17 protein-coding genes are annotated in these 15,265 nt (G+C 71.1%); 13 read left to right on the top strand and 4 right to left on the bottom strand.

What is annotated here, in order from left to right; all coding sequences use genetic code 11:
* Positions 1-60 precede the first annotated feature (60 nt).
* From H7965_RS23265 to H7965_RS23245, 5 genes are read left to right on the top strand one after another with little or no spacing between them, the layout of a single operon-like run.
* The gene (locus tag H7965_RS23265; RefSeq protein WP_229682749.1) at positions 61-843 is read left to right on the top strand and encodes a TrmH family RNA methyltransferase; all 783 of its coding nucleotides are present in this window, start codon (positions 61-63) and stop codon (positions 841-843) included.
* The gene (locus H7965_RS23260) at positions 840-1,973 is read left to right on the top strand and encodes an ABC transporter permease (protein ID WP_186772973.1); all 1,134 of its coding nucleotides are present in this window, start codon (positions 840-842) and stop codon (positions 1,971-1,973) included. The genes H7965_RS23265 and H7965_RS23260 overlap by 4 nt, the downstream gene beginning before the upstream one ends.
* A gap of 2 nt (positions 1,974-1,975) precedes the next feature.
* A complete protein-coding gene (locus H7965_RS23255) occupies positions 1,976-2,734 on the top strand; it encodes an ABC transporter ATP-binding protein (protein WP_186772972.1) in 759 nt (252 codons plus the stop codon).
* Positions 2,735-2,777: 43 nt separating this feature from the next.
* Positions 2,778-3,800: an MlaD family protein gene (locus tag H7965_RS23250; protein WP_186772971.1), complete on the top strand. Its 1,023-nt coding sequence runs from the start codon at positions 2,778-2,780 to the stop codon at positions 3,798-3,800.
* Positions 3,797-4,465, top strand: a complete 669-nt coding sequence (locus H7965_RS23245) for an ABC-type transport auxiliary lipoprotein family protein (RefSeq protein ID WP_186772970.1) — start codon at positions 3,797-3,799, stop codon at positions 4,463-4,465. The genes H7965_RS23250 and H7965_RS23245 overlap by 4 nt, the downstream gene beginning before the upstream one ends.
* 133 nt (positions 4,466-4,598) lie before the next feature.
* On the opposite strand, the gene arfB is transcribed toward H7965_RS23245, so the two are convergent.
* From arfB to H7965_RS23230, 3 genes are all read right to left on the bottom strand, one after another.
* A complete protein-coding gene (arfB, locus tag H7965_RS23240; RefSeq protein WP_186772969.1) occupies positions 4,599-5,021 on the bottom strand; it encodes an alternative ribosome rescue aminoacyl-tRNA hydrolase ArfB in 423 nt (140 codons plus the stop codon).
* Positions 5,018-5,749, bottom strand: coding sequence for an ethanolamine ammonia-lyase subunit EutC (gene eutC, locus H7965_RS23235; RefSeq protein ID WP_186772968.1), 732 nt, complete (start codon positions 5,747-5,749; stop codon positions 5,018-5,020). The genes arfB and eutC overlap by 4 nt, the downstream gene beginning before the upstream one ends.
* Positions 5,750-5,862: 113 nt before the next feature.
* On the bottom strand, positions 5,863-7,233 hold the full coding sequence (locus tag H7965_RS23230) for an ethanolamine ammonia-lyase subunit EutB (RefSeq protein WP_186772967.1): 1,371 nt from the start codon (positions 7,231-7,233) through the stop codon (positions 5,863-5,865).
* Between the two features lie 110 nt (positions 7,234-7,343).
* On the opposite strand from H7965_RS23230, the gene H7965_RS23225 reads away from it, so the two are divergent.
* The 6 genes from H7965_RS23225 to H7965_RS23200 all read left to right on the top strand — a co-directional run bounded on the left by H7965_RS23225 (position 7,344) and on the right by H7965_RS23200 (position 12,371).
* Positions 7,344-7,535, top strand: a complete 192-nt coding sequence (locus tag H7965_RS23225; RefSeq protein WP_186772966.1) for a hypothetical protein — start codon at positions 7,344-7,346, stop codon at positions 7,533-7,535.
* Positions 7,536-7,698: 163 nt separating this feature from the next.
* Positions 7,699-8,223, top strand: a complete 525-nt coding sequence (locus H7965_RS23220; RefSeq protein WP_222440767.1) for a thiamine pyrophosphate-binding protein — start codon at positions 7,699-7,701, stop codon at positions 8,221-8,223.
* Between the two features lie 4 nt (positions 8,224-8,227).
* The gene (locus tag H7965_RS23215) at positions 8,228-8,839 is read left to right on the top strand and encodes a thiamine pyrophosphate-dependent enzyme (RefSeq protein ID WP_186772964.1); all 612 of its coding nucleotides are present in this window, start codon (positions 8,228-8,230) and stop codon (positions 8,837-8,839) included.
* Positions 8,840-8,883: 44 nt separating this feature from the next.
* On the top strand, positions 8,884-9,843 hold the full coding sequence (locus H7965_RS23210; protein ID WP_186772963.1) for a Bug family tripartite tricarboxylate transporter substrate binding protein: 960 nt from the start codon (positions 8,884-8,886) through the stop codon (positions 9,841-9,843).
* A gap of 148 nt (positions 9,844-9,991) precedes the next feature.
* On the top strand, positions 9,992-10,966 hold the full coding sequence (locus H7965_RS23205) for a hydroxyacid dehydrogenase (RefSeq protein WP_186772962.1): 975 nt from the start codon (positions 9,992-9,994) through the stop codon (positions 10,964-10,966).
* 34 nt (positions 10,967-11,000) lie between these two features.
* A complete protein-coding gene (locus tag H7965_RS23200; RefSeq protein ID WP_186772961.1) occupies positions 11,001-12,371 on the top strand; it encodes an MmgE/PrpD family protein in 1,371 nt (456 codons plus the stop codon).
* A gap of 30 nt (positions 12,372-12,401) precedes the next feature.
* Here H7965_RS23200 and H7965_RS23195 read toward each other — a convergent pair whose 3' ends face one another.
* Positions 12,402-13,079, bottom strand: coding sequence for a GntR family transcriptional regulator (locus H7965_RS23195; protein ID WP_229682748.1), 678 nt, complete (start codon positions 13,077-13,079; stop codon positions 12,402-12,404).
* A gap of 78 nt (positions 13,080-13,157) precedes the next feature.
* Here H7965_RS23195 and araD point away from each other — a divergent pair, with 78 nt between their 5' ends.
* Both araD and H7965_RS31215 read left to right on the top strand, forming a co-directional pair.
* A complete protein-coding gene (gene araD, locus H7965_RS23190; protein WP_186772959.1) occupies positions 13,158-14,885 on the top strand; it encodes an L-arabinonate dehydratase in 1,728 nt (575 codons plus the stop codon).
* Positions 14,886-14,945: 60 nt separating this feature from the next.
* Positions 14,946-15,077, top strand: a complete 132-nt coding sequence (locus H7965_RS31215; RefSeq protein WP_261394353.1) for a hypothetical protein — start codon at positions 14,946-14,948, stop codon at positions 15,075-15,077.
* The last annotated feature ends 188 nt before the right edge of the window (positions 15,078-15,265 follow it).

Raw genomic sequence — 15,265 nt, 5'->3', positions numbered from 1 at the left:
GCGGCCGGCGCTTACGGAAATGCCAGGCGCCGAAGTCACTTGCCCTGTCGGATGCACTGGTTGATACGCTCCATCGCCTTGCAATCCGATCCCGCCCCGCACCCGCCCCGCCCGCCCGAACCCAACCGCATCTGCGGGACGGCCCCGGTGCGCGCCCTGTTCCAGCGCCGGCCACAGCAGGTGCTGCGGCTGTTCTACACCGCGGAGAAGCGCCGCCTCGCCGGCCCGCTTTGCGCGCAACTCGCCCGCAGCCGCCGGCCCTATCGCGAAGTGCCGGCCGAGGAGCTGGCCCGGATCGCCGGCACCCAGCACCATGGCGGCATCTGCGCCATCGCCGTCGCGCATTTCGCCTCGCCGCTGGCGGGGCCGGGGCTGCCGGCGGGGCTGCTGGCGGCGCCGCTGCTGCCGGTGCTGGACGGCATCGGCAATCCGCACAATCTCGGCGCCATCGCCCGCTCCGCCGCCTTCTTCGGCTGCCGCGCCCTGCTGCTGTCGGCCGACCGCCGGCAGGCCGACCTCTCGGACGCTGCCTTCCGCACCGCCGAGGGCGGCCTGGAACAGTTGGAGGTCTGGCGCGCGCGCGACCTGCCGGCGCTGCTCCGCGGCATGCGCGGGAGCCTGCTGACCGTAGCCGCGGTGGCCGCCGGCGGCGCCCCGCCCGCCGCCCTGCCGCGCGACCGGCCGATCGCCCTGGTGCTCGGCAATGAGGAGCATGGGCTGCCGCCGGCGACGCTGGAGGCCTGCGAGGCCCGCCTCACTCTCCCTGGCAGCGGCCTGGTCGAAAGCCTGAACGTCGCCGCCGCCGCGGCGGTGCTGTTCCACGCGCTGGGCGGGGCCGCGTGACCGCCGCAGCCGCCGCTGGCCCCGCCGCCGAGCCGGCCACCCTGGAGGCCAGGCCGGACGGCGCCGCGCTGCGCCTCAGCTTCCGTGGCACGCTGGACACCGCCGCGGTCAGCAGGCTGTGGGCGACCACCGGCCGCGACGCCGCCAGGGCGAAGAGCCTGATCCTGGACCTCGCCGGGGTGACCGCGCTCGACACCAGTGGCGCCGCCTTCCTGCTGCACCTCGAACGCCAGGCGGCCAAGACAAGCTGGCAGGGCCTGACCGACGCCAGGGTCCAGGCGGTGCTCGACCGCACGCGGCAGGCGCTGGCCCAGCCGCCGCCGCAGCCGCCGCCATCGCTGCCCTTCCTCGGCCACATTGGCCAGGCCACGGTCCAGACCGGCCGCAACATGCTCGGCGGGGTTGCCTTCCTCGGCGAGGTGCTGGTCGCCAGCCTTGGCATCCTCCGCCGCCCCTGGCGGCTGCGCCTGCCCGAGCTGCTGCGCCACCTCGACGAGGCCGGGCTGCGTGCCTTCGGCCTCACTGCGCTGCTCGGGGTGCTGATCGGGCTGATCCTCGCCTTCCAATCCTCGATCCCGATGCGCCAATTCGGCGCCGAGATCTTCATCCCCAACCTCGTCGGCATCTCGCTGCTGCGGGAGCTGGGGCCGCTGATGGCCGCCGTCATCCTGTCCGGCCGCACCGGCTCGGCCTTTGCCGCCGAGCTCGGCACCATGACGGTGAACGAGGAGGTGGATGCGCTGCGCATCATGGGAATCGACCCGATCGCTTGGCTGGTGCTGCCGCGGGTGCTGGCGGCGCTGCTGGTGATGCCGGTGCTGGCACTGCTGCTGGACCTGGCCGGGCTGATCGGCATGGCCGGAGTGATGACCTCGCTGGGCTTCACCCCGGCCGCCGTGGTGAACCAGCTGCAGGCGGCGGTGAAGCTGAAGGATCTTGTCGGCGGGCTGTTCAAGGCCGCGATGTTCGGGCTGGCCATCGGGCTGGTCGGCTGCCGCGCGGGGCTGTCGGCCGGGCGCGGGCCGCGGGCGGTGGGCGATGCGGCAACCGCGGCGGTGGTCGGCGGCATCGTCTCCATCGTGCTGCTGGACGGCATCTGCGCCGTCCTGTTCTTCCGGCTGGGCTGGTAGCCATGGCCGCCGAAAGCGTCATCCGGGTCGAGCAACTGGCCGCCCGTTTCGACGGCAGGACCATCTTCGAGAAGGTCTCCTTCGAGGTCCGCCGCGGCGAGGTCTTCGTCATTCTCGGCGGCTCCGGCTGCGGCAAGTCGACCCTGCTGAAGCACATGATCGGGCTGTACGAGCCGGCCGAGGGCGGCATCGAGATCCTCGGCCAGCGGATCGAGACGCTGGAGGGCGCGGCCCGCCAGGCGCTGCTGCGGCGGATCGGCGTGATGTGGCAATCCGGCGCGCTGTTCGGCTCCTCCACCCTGGCCGAGAACATCATGGTCCCGCTGGAGGAGCACACCGGCCTGCCGCCGGAGGCGCGGGCGCTGGTCGCGCAGGTGAAGCTCGGGCTGGTCGGCCTGGCCGATGCGGCGCTGCGCCTGCCGGCGGAGATTTCCGGCGGCATGGCCAAGCGCGCCGGCATCGCCCGTGCCATGGCGCTCGACCCGCCCATATTATTCCTCGACGAGCCTTCCGCCGGGCTCGACCCCATCACCTCCGCCGGGCTGGATGCGTTGATCCGGCAATTGGCGCGGGATCTCGGCACCACCTTCGTGGTGGTGACGCATGAGCTGCAATCGATCCTGGCTATCGGGGACCGCTGCATCATGCTGGACAAGGAGGCCAAGGGCATGATTGCCGAGGGCGACCCTCGACAACTGCGCGACACCAGCGACAACCCGGTGGTCCGCGCCTTCTTCCGCCGCGAGGTGCTCGCGCCATGACGCCGGCGTATCGCGGCCGCCCCCCCAGGCCGGGCGCCGCCTGATGCCCCAGTCGCGCGGCCTCTATCTCAGGGTGGGCGGGCTGGTGGTGGCCGGGCTGGTGCTGGCGGTGGGCTTCGTCCTCTTCCTCACCGCCAACCGCTTCGGCAGCGGCGCCGTGATGTACGAGACCTATATCCGGGAATCGGTGCAGGGGCTCGAGGTCGGCGCACCGGTGCGCTACCGCGGCGTCGCCATCGGCCGGGTGGCCGAGGTCGGGCTGGTCTCCGCCCAGTACCGCCGGCCCGCCGGCGACAGCTTCGGTGCCGCCTTCCAGCTGGTCTTCGTCCGCTTCATGGTCGATGCCGCGAAGATCGGCGAGACACCCTCGGTGGAGGATGCCATCGCCCAGGGCCTCCGGGTCCGCATGGCGTCGCAGGGCATCACCGGGGTGAACTACCTGGAGGTGGATTTCGTCGATCCGGAACGCTTCCCGCCGCGCGAGGTGCCCTGGGAACCTCGCTACACCTACATCCCTGCTATCCCCTCCACCGTCGCCCAGGTGCAGAACGCCGCCGAGGCGCTGCTGAACAGGTTGCAGGATGCCAACCTGCCCGGGGTGATCAGCAATGTCGCCGAGCTGATCGCCGACCTCCGTGCCCAGGTGCATGACGGCGACTTCGCCAAGACGCTGCAGGAGGCATCGCAGCTGCTGCGCGTCCTGCACAGCCAGGCAGAAGGCGCCGACGTGCCGGGCACCATGGCCGAGCTGCGCGGCGCCGCCACCGACGCGCGTGAGCTGATCACCGCCCCACAGGTGAAGCAGATGCTGGCCAGCCTCGCCGCCGCCGCCGCCGATGTGCGGACCGCCACGGCCAGGCTGCCCGGCAGCGTGCAGACCCTGGACGCCGGGCTGCGCACCGCGCGCAGCGCCACCAGCGACATCCAGGCCGAGCTGGCGCCGATCCTGCGCGACCTGCGCACCGCGGTCGCCAACCTGCGCGACACCACGGAGCAGCTGCGGCGCTACCCGTCGCAGGCCATCTTCGGCTCACCCCCGCCCCCGCCGCCGGAGGCGCGCCGATGACCGCGCCGGACCACATCCGGCCCGGGGCGGCCACGCCCCGGGACCGGCGATGGGTGCTGCTCGGCCTCGCCGGCCTCGGCGGGTGCAGCGTGCTGCCCTCCCGCCCCTATCAGGAATCGCAGCGCTTCGCCCTGGCGCCGGAGATGCCGCCATCTCGTCCTCCGGCCCGGCGCGGCCCGGTGCTGCTGCTGCGCACCCTACGGTCGGCGCCGGGCCTCAACGCCCGCGGCCTGCGCATCCTGGGCCCGAACAGTGAGGTCATCACGGAATTCTGGTCCGAATGGGTCGCACCACCGGCCGATCTGGTGGAGGAGGCGATACGGCGCTGGCTGACCGCGAGTGGCCGGTTCAGCGCGGTTACCAGCCCCGGCTCGCGCCTCCCGGCCGACCTCGTGCTGGAAGCCGAGCTGACCCGGCTGCAGGCGGAACCGGCGGCCGGCGTGGGGCGTGCCGGCATTGCCGCGCTGATCCTGGCAGAGGGCGGCCGCTCCAGCCGGGTGCTGGGGCAGGTGCAGGTGGAAGGCGTCGCACCGCTGGCCGGCGGCCAGCAGGACCCGACCCGGCTGGCGGCGGCCGATGCTGCGGCGGCGATGACGGCGGCGCTGGCCGATGCACTGAGGCAGCTTGAGGCCGCGGTGGCCCAGGTGATGTCTGGCTCCCGCTAACCCGAATCTCATCCTTCGGCCGTATGCGGTCGGAGATGGTGCGGACCCGGCAGCGTGCCGACCGCAAGCTACTGGCGATCCTCGGCCCCTGCGCTGTCGCGCCGCTGGCCGTGGGTGCCTGAATTCCCCTACCCTACTCCGGCGGCGGCTTCCCGCGGCCACGTTTCACATCCGCCCGGCGCGACTTGCCTTCCAGCCGCCGCTTCTTGGACCCCAGCGTCGGCTTGGTTGGCCGACGTGGCGGCGGTGGCGGCACGGCGGCCTCGCGGATCAACGCCAGCAGGCGTTCCAGCGCATCCTCCCGGTTGCGCTCGCGCATGCGGAAGCGCTGGGCGGTGATGATGATGACGCCATCCTGGGTCAGCCGATGCCCGGCCAGCCGTTCCAGCCGCGGCCGTACATCTTCCGGGATGTTGGGCGAATGCCGGGCGTCGAAGCGCAGCTGGACCGCGCTCTCCACCTTGTTGACGTTCTGCCCGCCGGGACCGGAGGCGCGCAGGAAATCCTCATGCAGCTCATCCTCGGCAATGGCGATGCGGCGGGTGACCTGGATCATCGGGGGAGCAGCGGCGTCGCCGGCTGCGCATCCTTCAGCGCGACGCCGGTCGCACCGAGCCGCAGTGCCGCCCCGGCCAGCCACAGCAGCTTCTCCGCCGCCGCCGCCGCTGACATGCCGCCAGCGCGGATGTTGGAGATGCAATTGCGCTCGGCATCGGTTCGCCCGGGCCGTGGCGCGAGGGTGAGATAGACGCCGAGGCTGTCGGTCGCCGTCAGCCCCGGCCGTTCGCCGATCAGCACCGCGACCATCGCCGCCCCCATTGCCGCGCCAATCTCGTCGCCGAGCGCCACCCGCCCCTGCGCCGCCACCACCACCGGCGCCACCTCCAGCCCGGCACGTTGCAGCAGCGGCACCGCCGCGGCCAACAGCGCCGGCGCCTGCTGCTGCACCCCGCTGGCGCAGAGCCCATCCGCCACCACGAAGAGGAAGCTGCCCGGGGCGACCGGCAGCGCGGCCCGATCCGCCTCCCGCAGCCGCCGCCCGAGGTCGGGCCGCAGCAGGAAGGCGCGGCGGTCGGCGGCCTGGCTGGCGACCCGCAGCACCGACAGCGGCGCCACCGCCGCCGTCAGCGCATCGACATCCAGCGCCGAATGCACCGCGTCCCGTGCCTTGGCATGGGCTTCCTGGAAGTCGAGATGCGCCGCGGTCGGCAGCCCGTTGCCGGCTCGCCCGAGCGCCACCCGCGCCGCGGTGAAGCGGCGGAGGTCGCTCCAGGCTACCGGCATGTCCTGGCGCGGCCGATTCAGACCTCCGCCTCCGCCGCCGCGGTCATCGGGCGCATTTTGACGCGACCGATTCAGGCCTCCGCGGCGGTCGCCGCTGCGGTCATCGGGCACGGTCATTCCAGCCCCGCCAGCGCCGGCGCCAGCCGCCCCGGCAGCAGGCCGGCGCCGCTGGCGGCCTCGATGCCGATGCCCTGCATCCATGCCTCGAACTCCGGCGCCGGCCGCTTGCCGAGCACCGCCCGGGCATAGAGCCCATCGTGGAAGGAGGTGGATTGATAGGCCAGCATCACGTCATCCGCGCCGGGCACGCCCATCACGTAATTCACCCCGGCGACGCCGAGCAGGGTCAGCAGCGCGTCCATGTCGTCCTGATCGGCCTCGGCATGGTTGGTGTAGCAGACATCGACCCCCATTGGCAGGCCGAGCAGCTTGCCGCAGAAATGGTCCTCCAGCCCCGCGCGGGTGATCTGCTTGCCGTCGAACAGGTATTCCGGCCCAATGAAGCCGACGACGGAGTTCACCAGCAGCGGCGCATACTCCCGCGCCACCGCATAGGACCGCGCCTCCAGGGTCTGCTGGTCGCAGCCGTGATGCGCCTCGGCGCTGAGGGCGCTGCCCTGGCCGGTTTCGAAATACATGACGTTGCTGCCGAGCGTGCCGCGGCGAAGCGCCAGCGCCGCCTCATGCGCCTCCCGCAGCAGGGCGAGGGAGACACCGAAGCTGCGGTTCACCGCCTCCGTCCCGCCGATCGACTGGAACACCAGATCGACCGGCGCGCCGCGCTCCATTGCCAGCAGACTGGTGGTGACATGGGTGAGGACACAGCTCTGGGTCGGGATGGCGTAGCGGTCGCGCACCGCATCCAGCAGCTCCAGCAGGCGCAGCGTGGTCTCGATGTTGTCGCTGGCCGGGTTGACGCCGATGACGGCATCCCCGGCGCCGAGCAGCAGCCCGTCCAGCACCGCCGCCGCCACGCCGCGCGGGTCATCCAGCGGGTCGTTCGGCTGCAGCCGGATGGCGAGCCGGCCGGGTAGGCCAAGGGTGTTGCGGAACCGGGTCACCACCCGGCATTTCGCCGCCACCGCCACCAGATCCTGCAGCCGCATGATCTTGCAGACGGCGGCCGCCATCTCCGGCATCAGCCCTGGCGCCAGCGCCGCCAGGGCGGCGGTATCCGCGGAAAGCAGCCAGTCGCGGAAGCCGCCCACCGTCAGCGACCGGACTGGGGCGAAGGCGGCGGCGTCGTGGCGGTCGAGGATCAGCCGGGTGACCTCGTCGACCTCGGGCGGGATCACCACCTCGGCCAGGAGATGCGCCAGCGGCAGATCGGCCAGGGCGCGCTGGGCCGCGACCCGCTCGGCGGCGGTCTCCGCCGCCACCCCGGCCAGCACATCGCCCGAGCGCAGCGGCGTCGCCCGCGCCAGCAGGGTCTTCAGATCCGGGAAAAGGTAGCGCGTGCCTCCCACCGCCTGTGCGAAGCCCATGGCATTCTCCTCTGCCGGCGAAGTAGAGCCGATTTCGGTCCGATGGAATTATCTGATCGGATGGCGATGCCCGCGGATACAACAAACCGGAGCCAGCACCAGCCGACCCGATGCCCTATGGCGTGACCCTGCCGATGGTTGACGCCGTCGTGCAGGCGGCGCGGAGCTGGCGCGTCCTGGCCAAGCAGGCCGGCCACGAGGATGCCATCCGCCTCGGCTACGCCCCGCATGTCACGCTCAGCCAGGCCGGGCCGTCATCGGCCGCTCGGATCATCGGGGGTCGCGACCTCAGCTTGGGATGAACCGGTCAGCGCCGGCCGGAACAGATCGGGCCGGTCCGCTTCCGGCCGGGAGCTGCCGCGGAGCCAGCCCCTGCACCCCGCACCATAGCGGCCGCCAGCCCGCCCCGGTCTTGCCAGCGCGGCCCCGCGGCGGGAGGATATGGCGAGACCCGAGGGGAAACGCATGTCGGACGCCGCGGCCGATTGGCCGGATCAGATCTACGCCCTGCTGAAGGAACACGACATCCGCCAGGTCGCCCTGGTGCCGGATGCCGGCCATTCACGCCTGATCAAGCGCTGCCTGGCCGACAACGACATCAAGGTGGCGACCCTGACGACGGAGGAGGAGGGCATCGCCATGCTCTTCGGCGCCTGGCTCGGCGGCGAGAAGGGCGTGCTGCTGATGCAGAGCAGCGGTGTGGGCAATTGCATCAACATGCTGTCGGTGGCGATCGCCCATCGCACGCCCTGCCCGATGATCGTGACGATGCGCGGCGACTACGGCGAGTTCAACCCCTTCCAGGTGCCGATGGGCAACGCCACCCAGACCGTGCTGGAAGCCATGGGCACGCTGGTGAAGCGCTCCGACACGCCGGAGGATGTGGCGCCCACCGTCAATGCGACGCTGCGCATGGCCTTCAACACCTATCGCCCGACCGCGACCCTGATCGGCCAGCGCGTCATCGGCGCCAAGACCTTTGGGAAGTGACCCGATGAGCGGAATCGAACTCGGCGCCACCGGCAAGCTGAAGCGCCGCAGCGTGGTGCGGGCGCTGCTGCAGGACCGTGACGGGCTGCTGGCCATCGGCGGCCTCGGCGCCCCGGCCTGGGATATCACCGCCGCCGGCGACGTGCCGGAGAACCTGCCGCTGTGGGGCGGGATGGGCGGCGCGGCGATGATGGGCCTTGGCCTCGCCCTGGCGCAGCCGACGCGCAAGGTGGCGGTCATCACCGGGGACGGCGAGATGCTGATGGGCATCGGCTCGCTGGCGACGATCGCGGTGCAGAAGCCGCGCAACCTCTCGATCATCGTGCTCGACAACGAGCATTACGGCGAGACCGGCATGCAGGAGACCCACACCCGCCACGGCGTGGACCTGGTAACGATGGCCAGGGGCGCCGGCATCGCCGATGCGCGGCTGGTCCGCACCGCCGAGGAGGTGATCGCGCTGCGCGCCGCCGTCCACGCCGGCACCGGGCCGATCTTCGCCCAGGTCAAGATCGATGAGGCCTCGGAGCCGCTGGTGCTGCCGCCGCGCGAGGCCAGCATCCTGCAGGCCCGCATGCGCGAGGCGATCATGGGCAAGGCCGCCCACCTGCAGTAAGCGCGCTGGCCTGAAAGATTGAAGAACGCGGGGGAAATACGAGAATGCAACGTCGAAGCCTGCTGGGTGCCCTGGCTGCCCTGCCCCTTGCTGCGCAGGCGCAATCCTGGGCGCCCGAGCGGCCGATCCGCTTGATCGTCCCCTTCGCTGCCGGCGGCAGCACGGATGTGACGGCGCGGCTGCTCGCCCAGGCTTTGTCGGGGCCCCTTGGCCAGCCCGTGGTGGTCGAGAACCGGCCCGGCGCCGGCGGCAATATCGGCGCCGAGGCGGCGGCGCGCTCCGCGCCGGACGGGCATACGCTGTTCATGGCGACCAGCGGCATCATCGGCGCCAATAATGCGCTCTATCGCCGCCTTCCCTTCGACCCGCTCCGTGACTTCGCCCCGGTCAGCCTGGTCAGCTTCGTGCCCAACCTGATCGTGGTGAACCCCGAGCTGCCGGTGCAGGACCTGCCCGGGTTGATCGCCTATGCCAAGGCGCGGCCGGGCCAGGTGAATTACGGCAGCGCCGGCGCCGGCACCTCGCTGCACCTGGCCGGGGCGCTGTTCGCCGCGCGGGCAGGGCTCGACATGGTGCATGTCCCCTATCGCGGTGGCGCGCCGGCGGCGACGGATCTGATCGCCGGCAAGATCCAGATGATCGCCTCGCCAATGTCCGAGGTGCTGGCCAATGTGCAGGCCGGCAAGCTGCGCCCGATCGCCGTCACCACCGCCCGGCGCTCCGCGGCGCTACCGCAGGTGCCGACGGTGGGCGAGGTCATCCCGGGCTTCGAGATCGCGTTGTGGAATGGCATCCTCGCTCCGGCCGGCACGCCGGCCGCCGCGATCGCCCGCTTCTCTACCGCGCTGAACGCCATATTGCGCGAGGGGCCGGTACGCCACACCCTGCTGGAGCAGGGCAGCGAGCCGACGCCCAACACGCCGGAGGAATTCGCCACCTTCATGCAGGCGGATCTGCCGCGCTGGGCCGAGGTCGTGAAGGTATCGGGCGCCAGCGCCGATTAGGACGGAGCGCCGCGGGGCGCGACGGCCCCGAGGTGTCGATCCGCCCTACAGACAAGAGGCTGCAGCGGGTTGCATTCGGACCAGGATGTCATCCGCCGCAAAAACAGCGTGCCGGCGTGTGCCGGCCGCCCCAGGGGGGAAGCCACACATGCCGCATGTCGTCTGTCTTCGACCGGTTCATCCGGAGGCGCTGGAGCTGCTGCGCAGCCGCCCCGGCGTCACCGTGGAAGTGCTCGATCCAGTGAACCCGGCCACCATCGCCGCCACCATGCCGAAGGCGGATGCGGTGATCGTCCGCGCCACCCCGATCAACCGGGAATTCCTGGCGCAATCGCCGAACCTCCGCATCGTCGCCCGGCATGGCGTCGGCTATGATGCTGTGGATGTGCCGGCGCTGACCGAACGCGGCATCCCGCTGACCGTGACGCCGGATGCCAATGCGCAATGCGTCGCCGAGCATGCGATGATGCTGCTGCTCAACATTGCCCGCCAGACCCGCTTCTACGACGCCCAGACCCGCGATTTGAAGTGGAGCACCCCGCCGGTGCCGGCGACCTTCGACCTTGCCGGCCGCACCGTGCTGGTGATGGGCTTCGGGCGCATCGGCGGCCGTGTCGCCCGGCTCTGCAACGCCTTCGGCATGAGGGTGTTGGTGCGCGACCCCTTCATTCCGCAAAACACCATCAAGGGCGCCGGTTTCATTCCGGTGAAGGATCTGGCGGCCGGCCTGGCCGAGGCCGATGTGGTGACCATGCATGTGCCAAGCAGCGAGAAGACGCGCGGCATGGTGAATGGCGAATTCCTCGCCTCGATGAAGCGCGGCGGCGTGCTGATCAACACCGCCCGCGGCACGCTGGTGGATGAGAAGGCGCTGGCCGGGGCGCTGACCAGCGGGCATCTCTCGGGCGCCGGCCTCGATGTGTTCTGGGAGGAGCCGGCGGTGGCGGAGAACCCGCTGCTGAAGCTGCCCAATGTGGTATTGACGCCGCATTCGGCCGCGGCGACGGAACAGGGGCTGCGGCGCATGGCGCTGTCCTGTGCCGAGAGCATCCTGCAGGTCTTCGACGGCAAGCTCGACCCCGATGTGGTCATCAACCAGGAGGTGCTGCGCGGCAACGCGTAGCGCCCGCGAGACGGACCAACGAAAGGACGCCGCCATGGACAACCCGCTCCTCGTCCTCGCCAACCATGCCGCTTCCTGGCGCAGCCGGCCGCTGCCCGAGGCAGTGGCGCATCACGCCCGGCGGGCGCTGATCGACTGGTTCGCCGCGCTGCTGCCCGGCTGCGCCTATCCGCCGGCCACCCTGCTGGCCGCCGCCATGGCGGCGGAGCGCGGGCCCGGCAGCGCCATCTGCTACGTCGATGGCCAGCCCGGGCCACTGCGCCACGCCGCGCTGATCAACGCCACCGCCAGCCATACGGTGGAGTTCGACGACATCTTCCGCGACGCCGGCTACCACCCCGGCTGCCCGGTGATCGGCGCCGCCCTTGCCGCGGCGCAATCGCGCGGCGCGACGCTCGACCAGCTGCTGCGCGCCATCACCGCGGGCTATGAAGTCTCCTGCCGCATCGGCATGGCGGTGCAGCCGAGCCACTATAAGTACTGGCACACCACCGGCACGGTCGGCACCTTCGGCGCCGCCGCGGCGGTCGCAGTGCTGCTCGGCTGCGACGCGAAGCAGACGGCGCATGCCATCGCCACCGCGGCGACTTTCGCCGGCGGGCTGCAGCAGGCCTTCCGCAGCGACGGCATGTCGAAGCCGCTGCATCCCGGTCATGCTGCCGATGCCGGCGCGCTGGCGGCGATCGGCGCGGCCGCCGGGGTGACCGGCGCGCTCGACGTGCTGCACGGCCCGGTCGGCTTCGCCGCCGCCACCAGCGAGGACACCGGCAAGTGGGAGAAGGCGCTGGCTGATCTCGACAGCCGCATCTGCATCACCGAGATGACCTTCAAGAATCACGGCTGCTGCGGCCACATTTTCGCCGCGCTGGATGCGGTACGGGACCTGCAGGCGGAGCATGGCTTCACCGCGAAGGATGTCGCGCGCATCCATGTCGGCGGCTATTCCGCGACCAAGGATGTCTGTGACCGCCCGGTGGTGACCACCGAACAGGAGGCGCGCTTCTCCGCGCAATACTGCATCGGCGCCATGCTGGTGCTGGGCGGCGTGCGCATCGCCGCCTTCTCGCCCGAAAACCTCGCCAATCCGGCGATCCGCGCGGTGATGCCGAAGGTCTCGGTCAGCCTCGATTCCGAGCTGGCGAAGGATTATCCGGGCCGCCGCGCGGCGAAGGTCAGCATCACCCTGGCCGATGGGCGGGAGCTGTTCCGCTACCAGCCGACCCGGAAGGGCGACCCGGACGCACCGCTCTCCGATGCCGAGTTGTCGGAGAAGTTCCGTGAGCTGGCGGTGCCGGCGATCGGCGCCGCGGCGGCGGAAGCGCTGCTGGCCTCGCTCTGGACCGGCGATGCGCTGCCGGGGGCGGTGCCGCTGCTCTCGGCGCCCGCGCTGCGCGCGGCGGAGTAGCGCGCACGGGCGGGCGCTGCGGCGCCCGCCTCAGCGTCGCGGGGCTGGTGACGGCACCCGGTTGGCCACCAGCGAGCGCAGCACATGCGCCCGCATCCGCGCCTCGGCCAGCGTCGCATCGCGGGCCTTCAGCGCCGCCAGGATCGCGGCATGCTCGCGCAGCACCCGCGGCAGCTCCTTCGGCGTACTGCCGAGGGCGCGCGGCCGGCCAAGCGCGTCATAGGCGTCCAGCGCCTCCAGCGAGCGAATCAGGAAGAGGTTGCCCGTCGCGCCCTGCACCAGCGCGTGGAAGCGTTCGTTGCACTCGGCCAGAGCCTCGTGGTCGGCGGCGGCGGTGGCGGCGCGCATCTGGCGCACCAGCTGCGCCAGGGTGACGAGGTTGTCCTCGCTCATGCGCTCGGCGGCGAGGGCGGCGGCGACACCTTCGAGCGCGGCGCGGATGCGGCCAAGTTCGGCCAGGCGTTCCGGCCCGATCTCGGCGACCACCGTGCCGCGGCGCGGCAGGGTGACGACCAGCCCATCCTTTTCCAGTCGCCGCAGCGCTTCCCGAACCGGCTGGGCGGAGATGCCGAGCGCCGAGGCGAGGCCGCGTTCGGAAATGCGCGCGCCCGCCGCCAGCGCGCCCTGCAAGATGGAAGACCGCAGCCGCCGATACGCGCGCTCACCAAGCGAGAGCGTCTCCTCCTCGGCGAGTTTCTCGATCGGCACGGCGGCATCACAGGCCATGGACAACTGCAATAGCAGATGGCAGGGTCATTCGGAAGACGTTGCATTCTGGAGGAACCGATGCGCCGCAAGACGCCGGAAGAATTGCGCAGCCACCGCTGGTTCGGGGTGGATGACATCCGCGCCTTCGGCCATCGCTCCCGCCTGCTGCAGACCGGGCTGAGCGAGGCGGATTTCCGCGGCAAGCCGGTGATCGGCATCATCAACACCTGGTCCGACCTCAGCATCTGCCACGCGCATTTCCGGACGCGGGCGGAGGAGGTGAAGCGCGGCGTCTGGCAGGCCGGCGGCTTCCCGGTGGAACTGCCGGCGCATCCGGTGACGGAACAGTACCAGAAGCCGAGCAGCATGCTCTACCGCAACCTGCTGGCGATGGAGGCGGAGGAGCTGGCGCGCAGCCATCCCTGCGATGGCCTGGTGCTGCTCGGCGGCTGCGACAAGACGCCGCCGGCGCTGGTGATGGGCGCGCTTTCCGCCGGGCTGCCCTGCATCTTCGTCCCGGCAGGGCCGATGCTGTCGGGCAATTGGCACGGCAAGAAGCTCGGCAGCGGCAGCGATGTGTGGAAGTATCACGCGGAGCTGCGCGCCGGCACCATCAGCCAGGCGCAGTGGAAGGATATGGAAACCGGCATCGCCCGCAGCTTCGGCACCTGCATGACCGCCGGCACCGCGGCCACCATGATGCTGGCGGTGGAAGCGTTGGGGCTGGCGCTGCCCGGCGCTTCCTCCATCCCCGCCGCCGATTCCGCGCATCCGCGCATGGCCACCGCCTGCGGCCGGCGCATTGTCGAGATGGTGTGGGAGGATGAGACGCCGGCGCGCATTCTGTCCCAGGGCAGCATCGACAATGCGGTGACGGCGACCATGGCCTTCGGCGGCTCGACCAACGCCATCCCGCACCTGATCGCCATGGCGCGGCGCGGCGGCTTCCAGCTCGACCTGGAACGCTTCGATGCCATCAGCCGACGAGTGCCGCTGATCGCCAACCTCAGGCCGAATGGCGACACCTTCCTGATGGAGGATTTCTTCTACGCCGGCGGCGCGCGCGCCTTCATGGCACGGCTGGCACCCTATCTGGACCTGACCGCGCGTACCGTCACCGGCGCGACGCTGGGGGAGAATCTGGAAGGCGCGGAGATCTACAATGAGGAGATCATCCGTCCGCTCGACCGCCCGCTGCAGAGTGAGGGCGGCGTCGCCATCCTGCGCGGCTCGCTCGCCCCGCGCGGTGCCGTCATCAAGACCAGCGCCTCCGATCCGCGGCTGCTGACCCACACCGGCCCCGCGGTGGTGTTCGAGAACTATAACGACATGAACGCCCGCCTCGACGACCCGGCGCTGGAGGTCACGGCCGACAGCGTGCTGGTGCTACGCCAGGCCGGCCCGCAGGGCGGGCCGGGCATGCCGGAATGGGGCATGATGCCGATCCCGAAGAAGCTGCTGCAGCAGGGCGTGCGGGACATGGTGCGGCTTTCGGATGCGCGCATGTCGGGCACCAGCTATGGCACCTGCGTGCTGCATGTGGCGCCCGAATCGCATGTCGGCGGTCCGCTGGCGCTGGTTCGGACCGGCGACCTCATCCGGCTGGACGTGCCGAACCGCAGCCTCGACCTGCTGGTGGAGCCGGCGGAGCTGGAACGGCGCCGCGCCGCCTGGGTCGCCCCCACGCCGCGCTACGCCCGCGGCTGGACCGCGCTGCACCTGCAGCATGTCCGCCAGGCCGATGAGGGCTGCGACTTCGACTTCCTGGAACATGGCCCGCTGACCCCGGAGCCGGAGATCCACTGAGCCGGGGAACCCGTCCACCCCGCCGGCGTTGCGGCCCTTCGCAACGGGGGACGTGACATCATGGACGGCGGGCCGGCGGAGCCGGAGGACGGGATCATCCTGCTGGAAGGCTGGATGATCGGCGTATTGTATTTCCCTCTCGCCATGCAGGAGGTGGAGCGGGTCCCGCCGGCCAACGATCTGACGGATTAGGCTGGCCACAGGTATCCGTTGGCCCGAATCTGTAACAGGCGCGTGGACCTCGCACCGGCACCTAGTGCACTGCCTTATTCAGAAGGTGCAGGAAGTCTGGCGAGCTTGCTGAGGATGGTATCTGCAGGTTTGGTCCAGACGAATGGCCTGGCGGCTCTGTTGTGGTCACGGATGTAGCGGGTGATGGC

The sequence above is a fragment of the Siccirubricoccus deserti genome (assembly GCF_014283215.1).
In the GTDB taxonomy this organism is placed as follows: domain Bacteria; phylum Pseudomonadota; class Alphaproteobacteria; order Acetobacterales; family Acetobacteraceae; genus Siccirubricoccus; species Siccirubricoccus deserti.
Note: the sequence above shows the minus strand (reverse complement) of the source record. Positions and strands in the feature narration are given on the sequence as shown.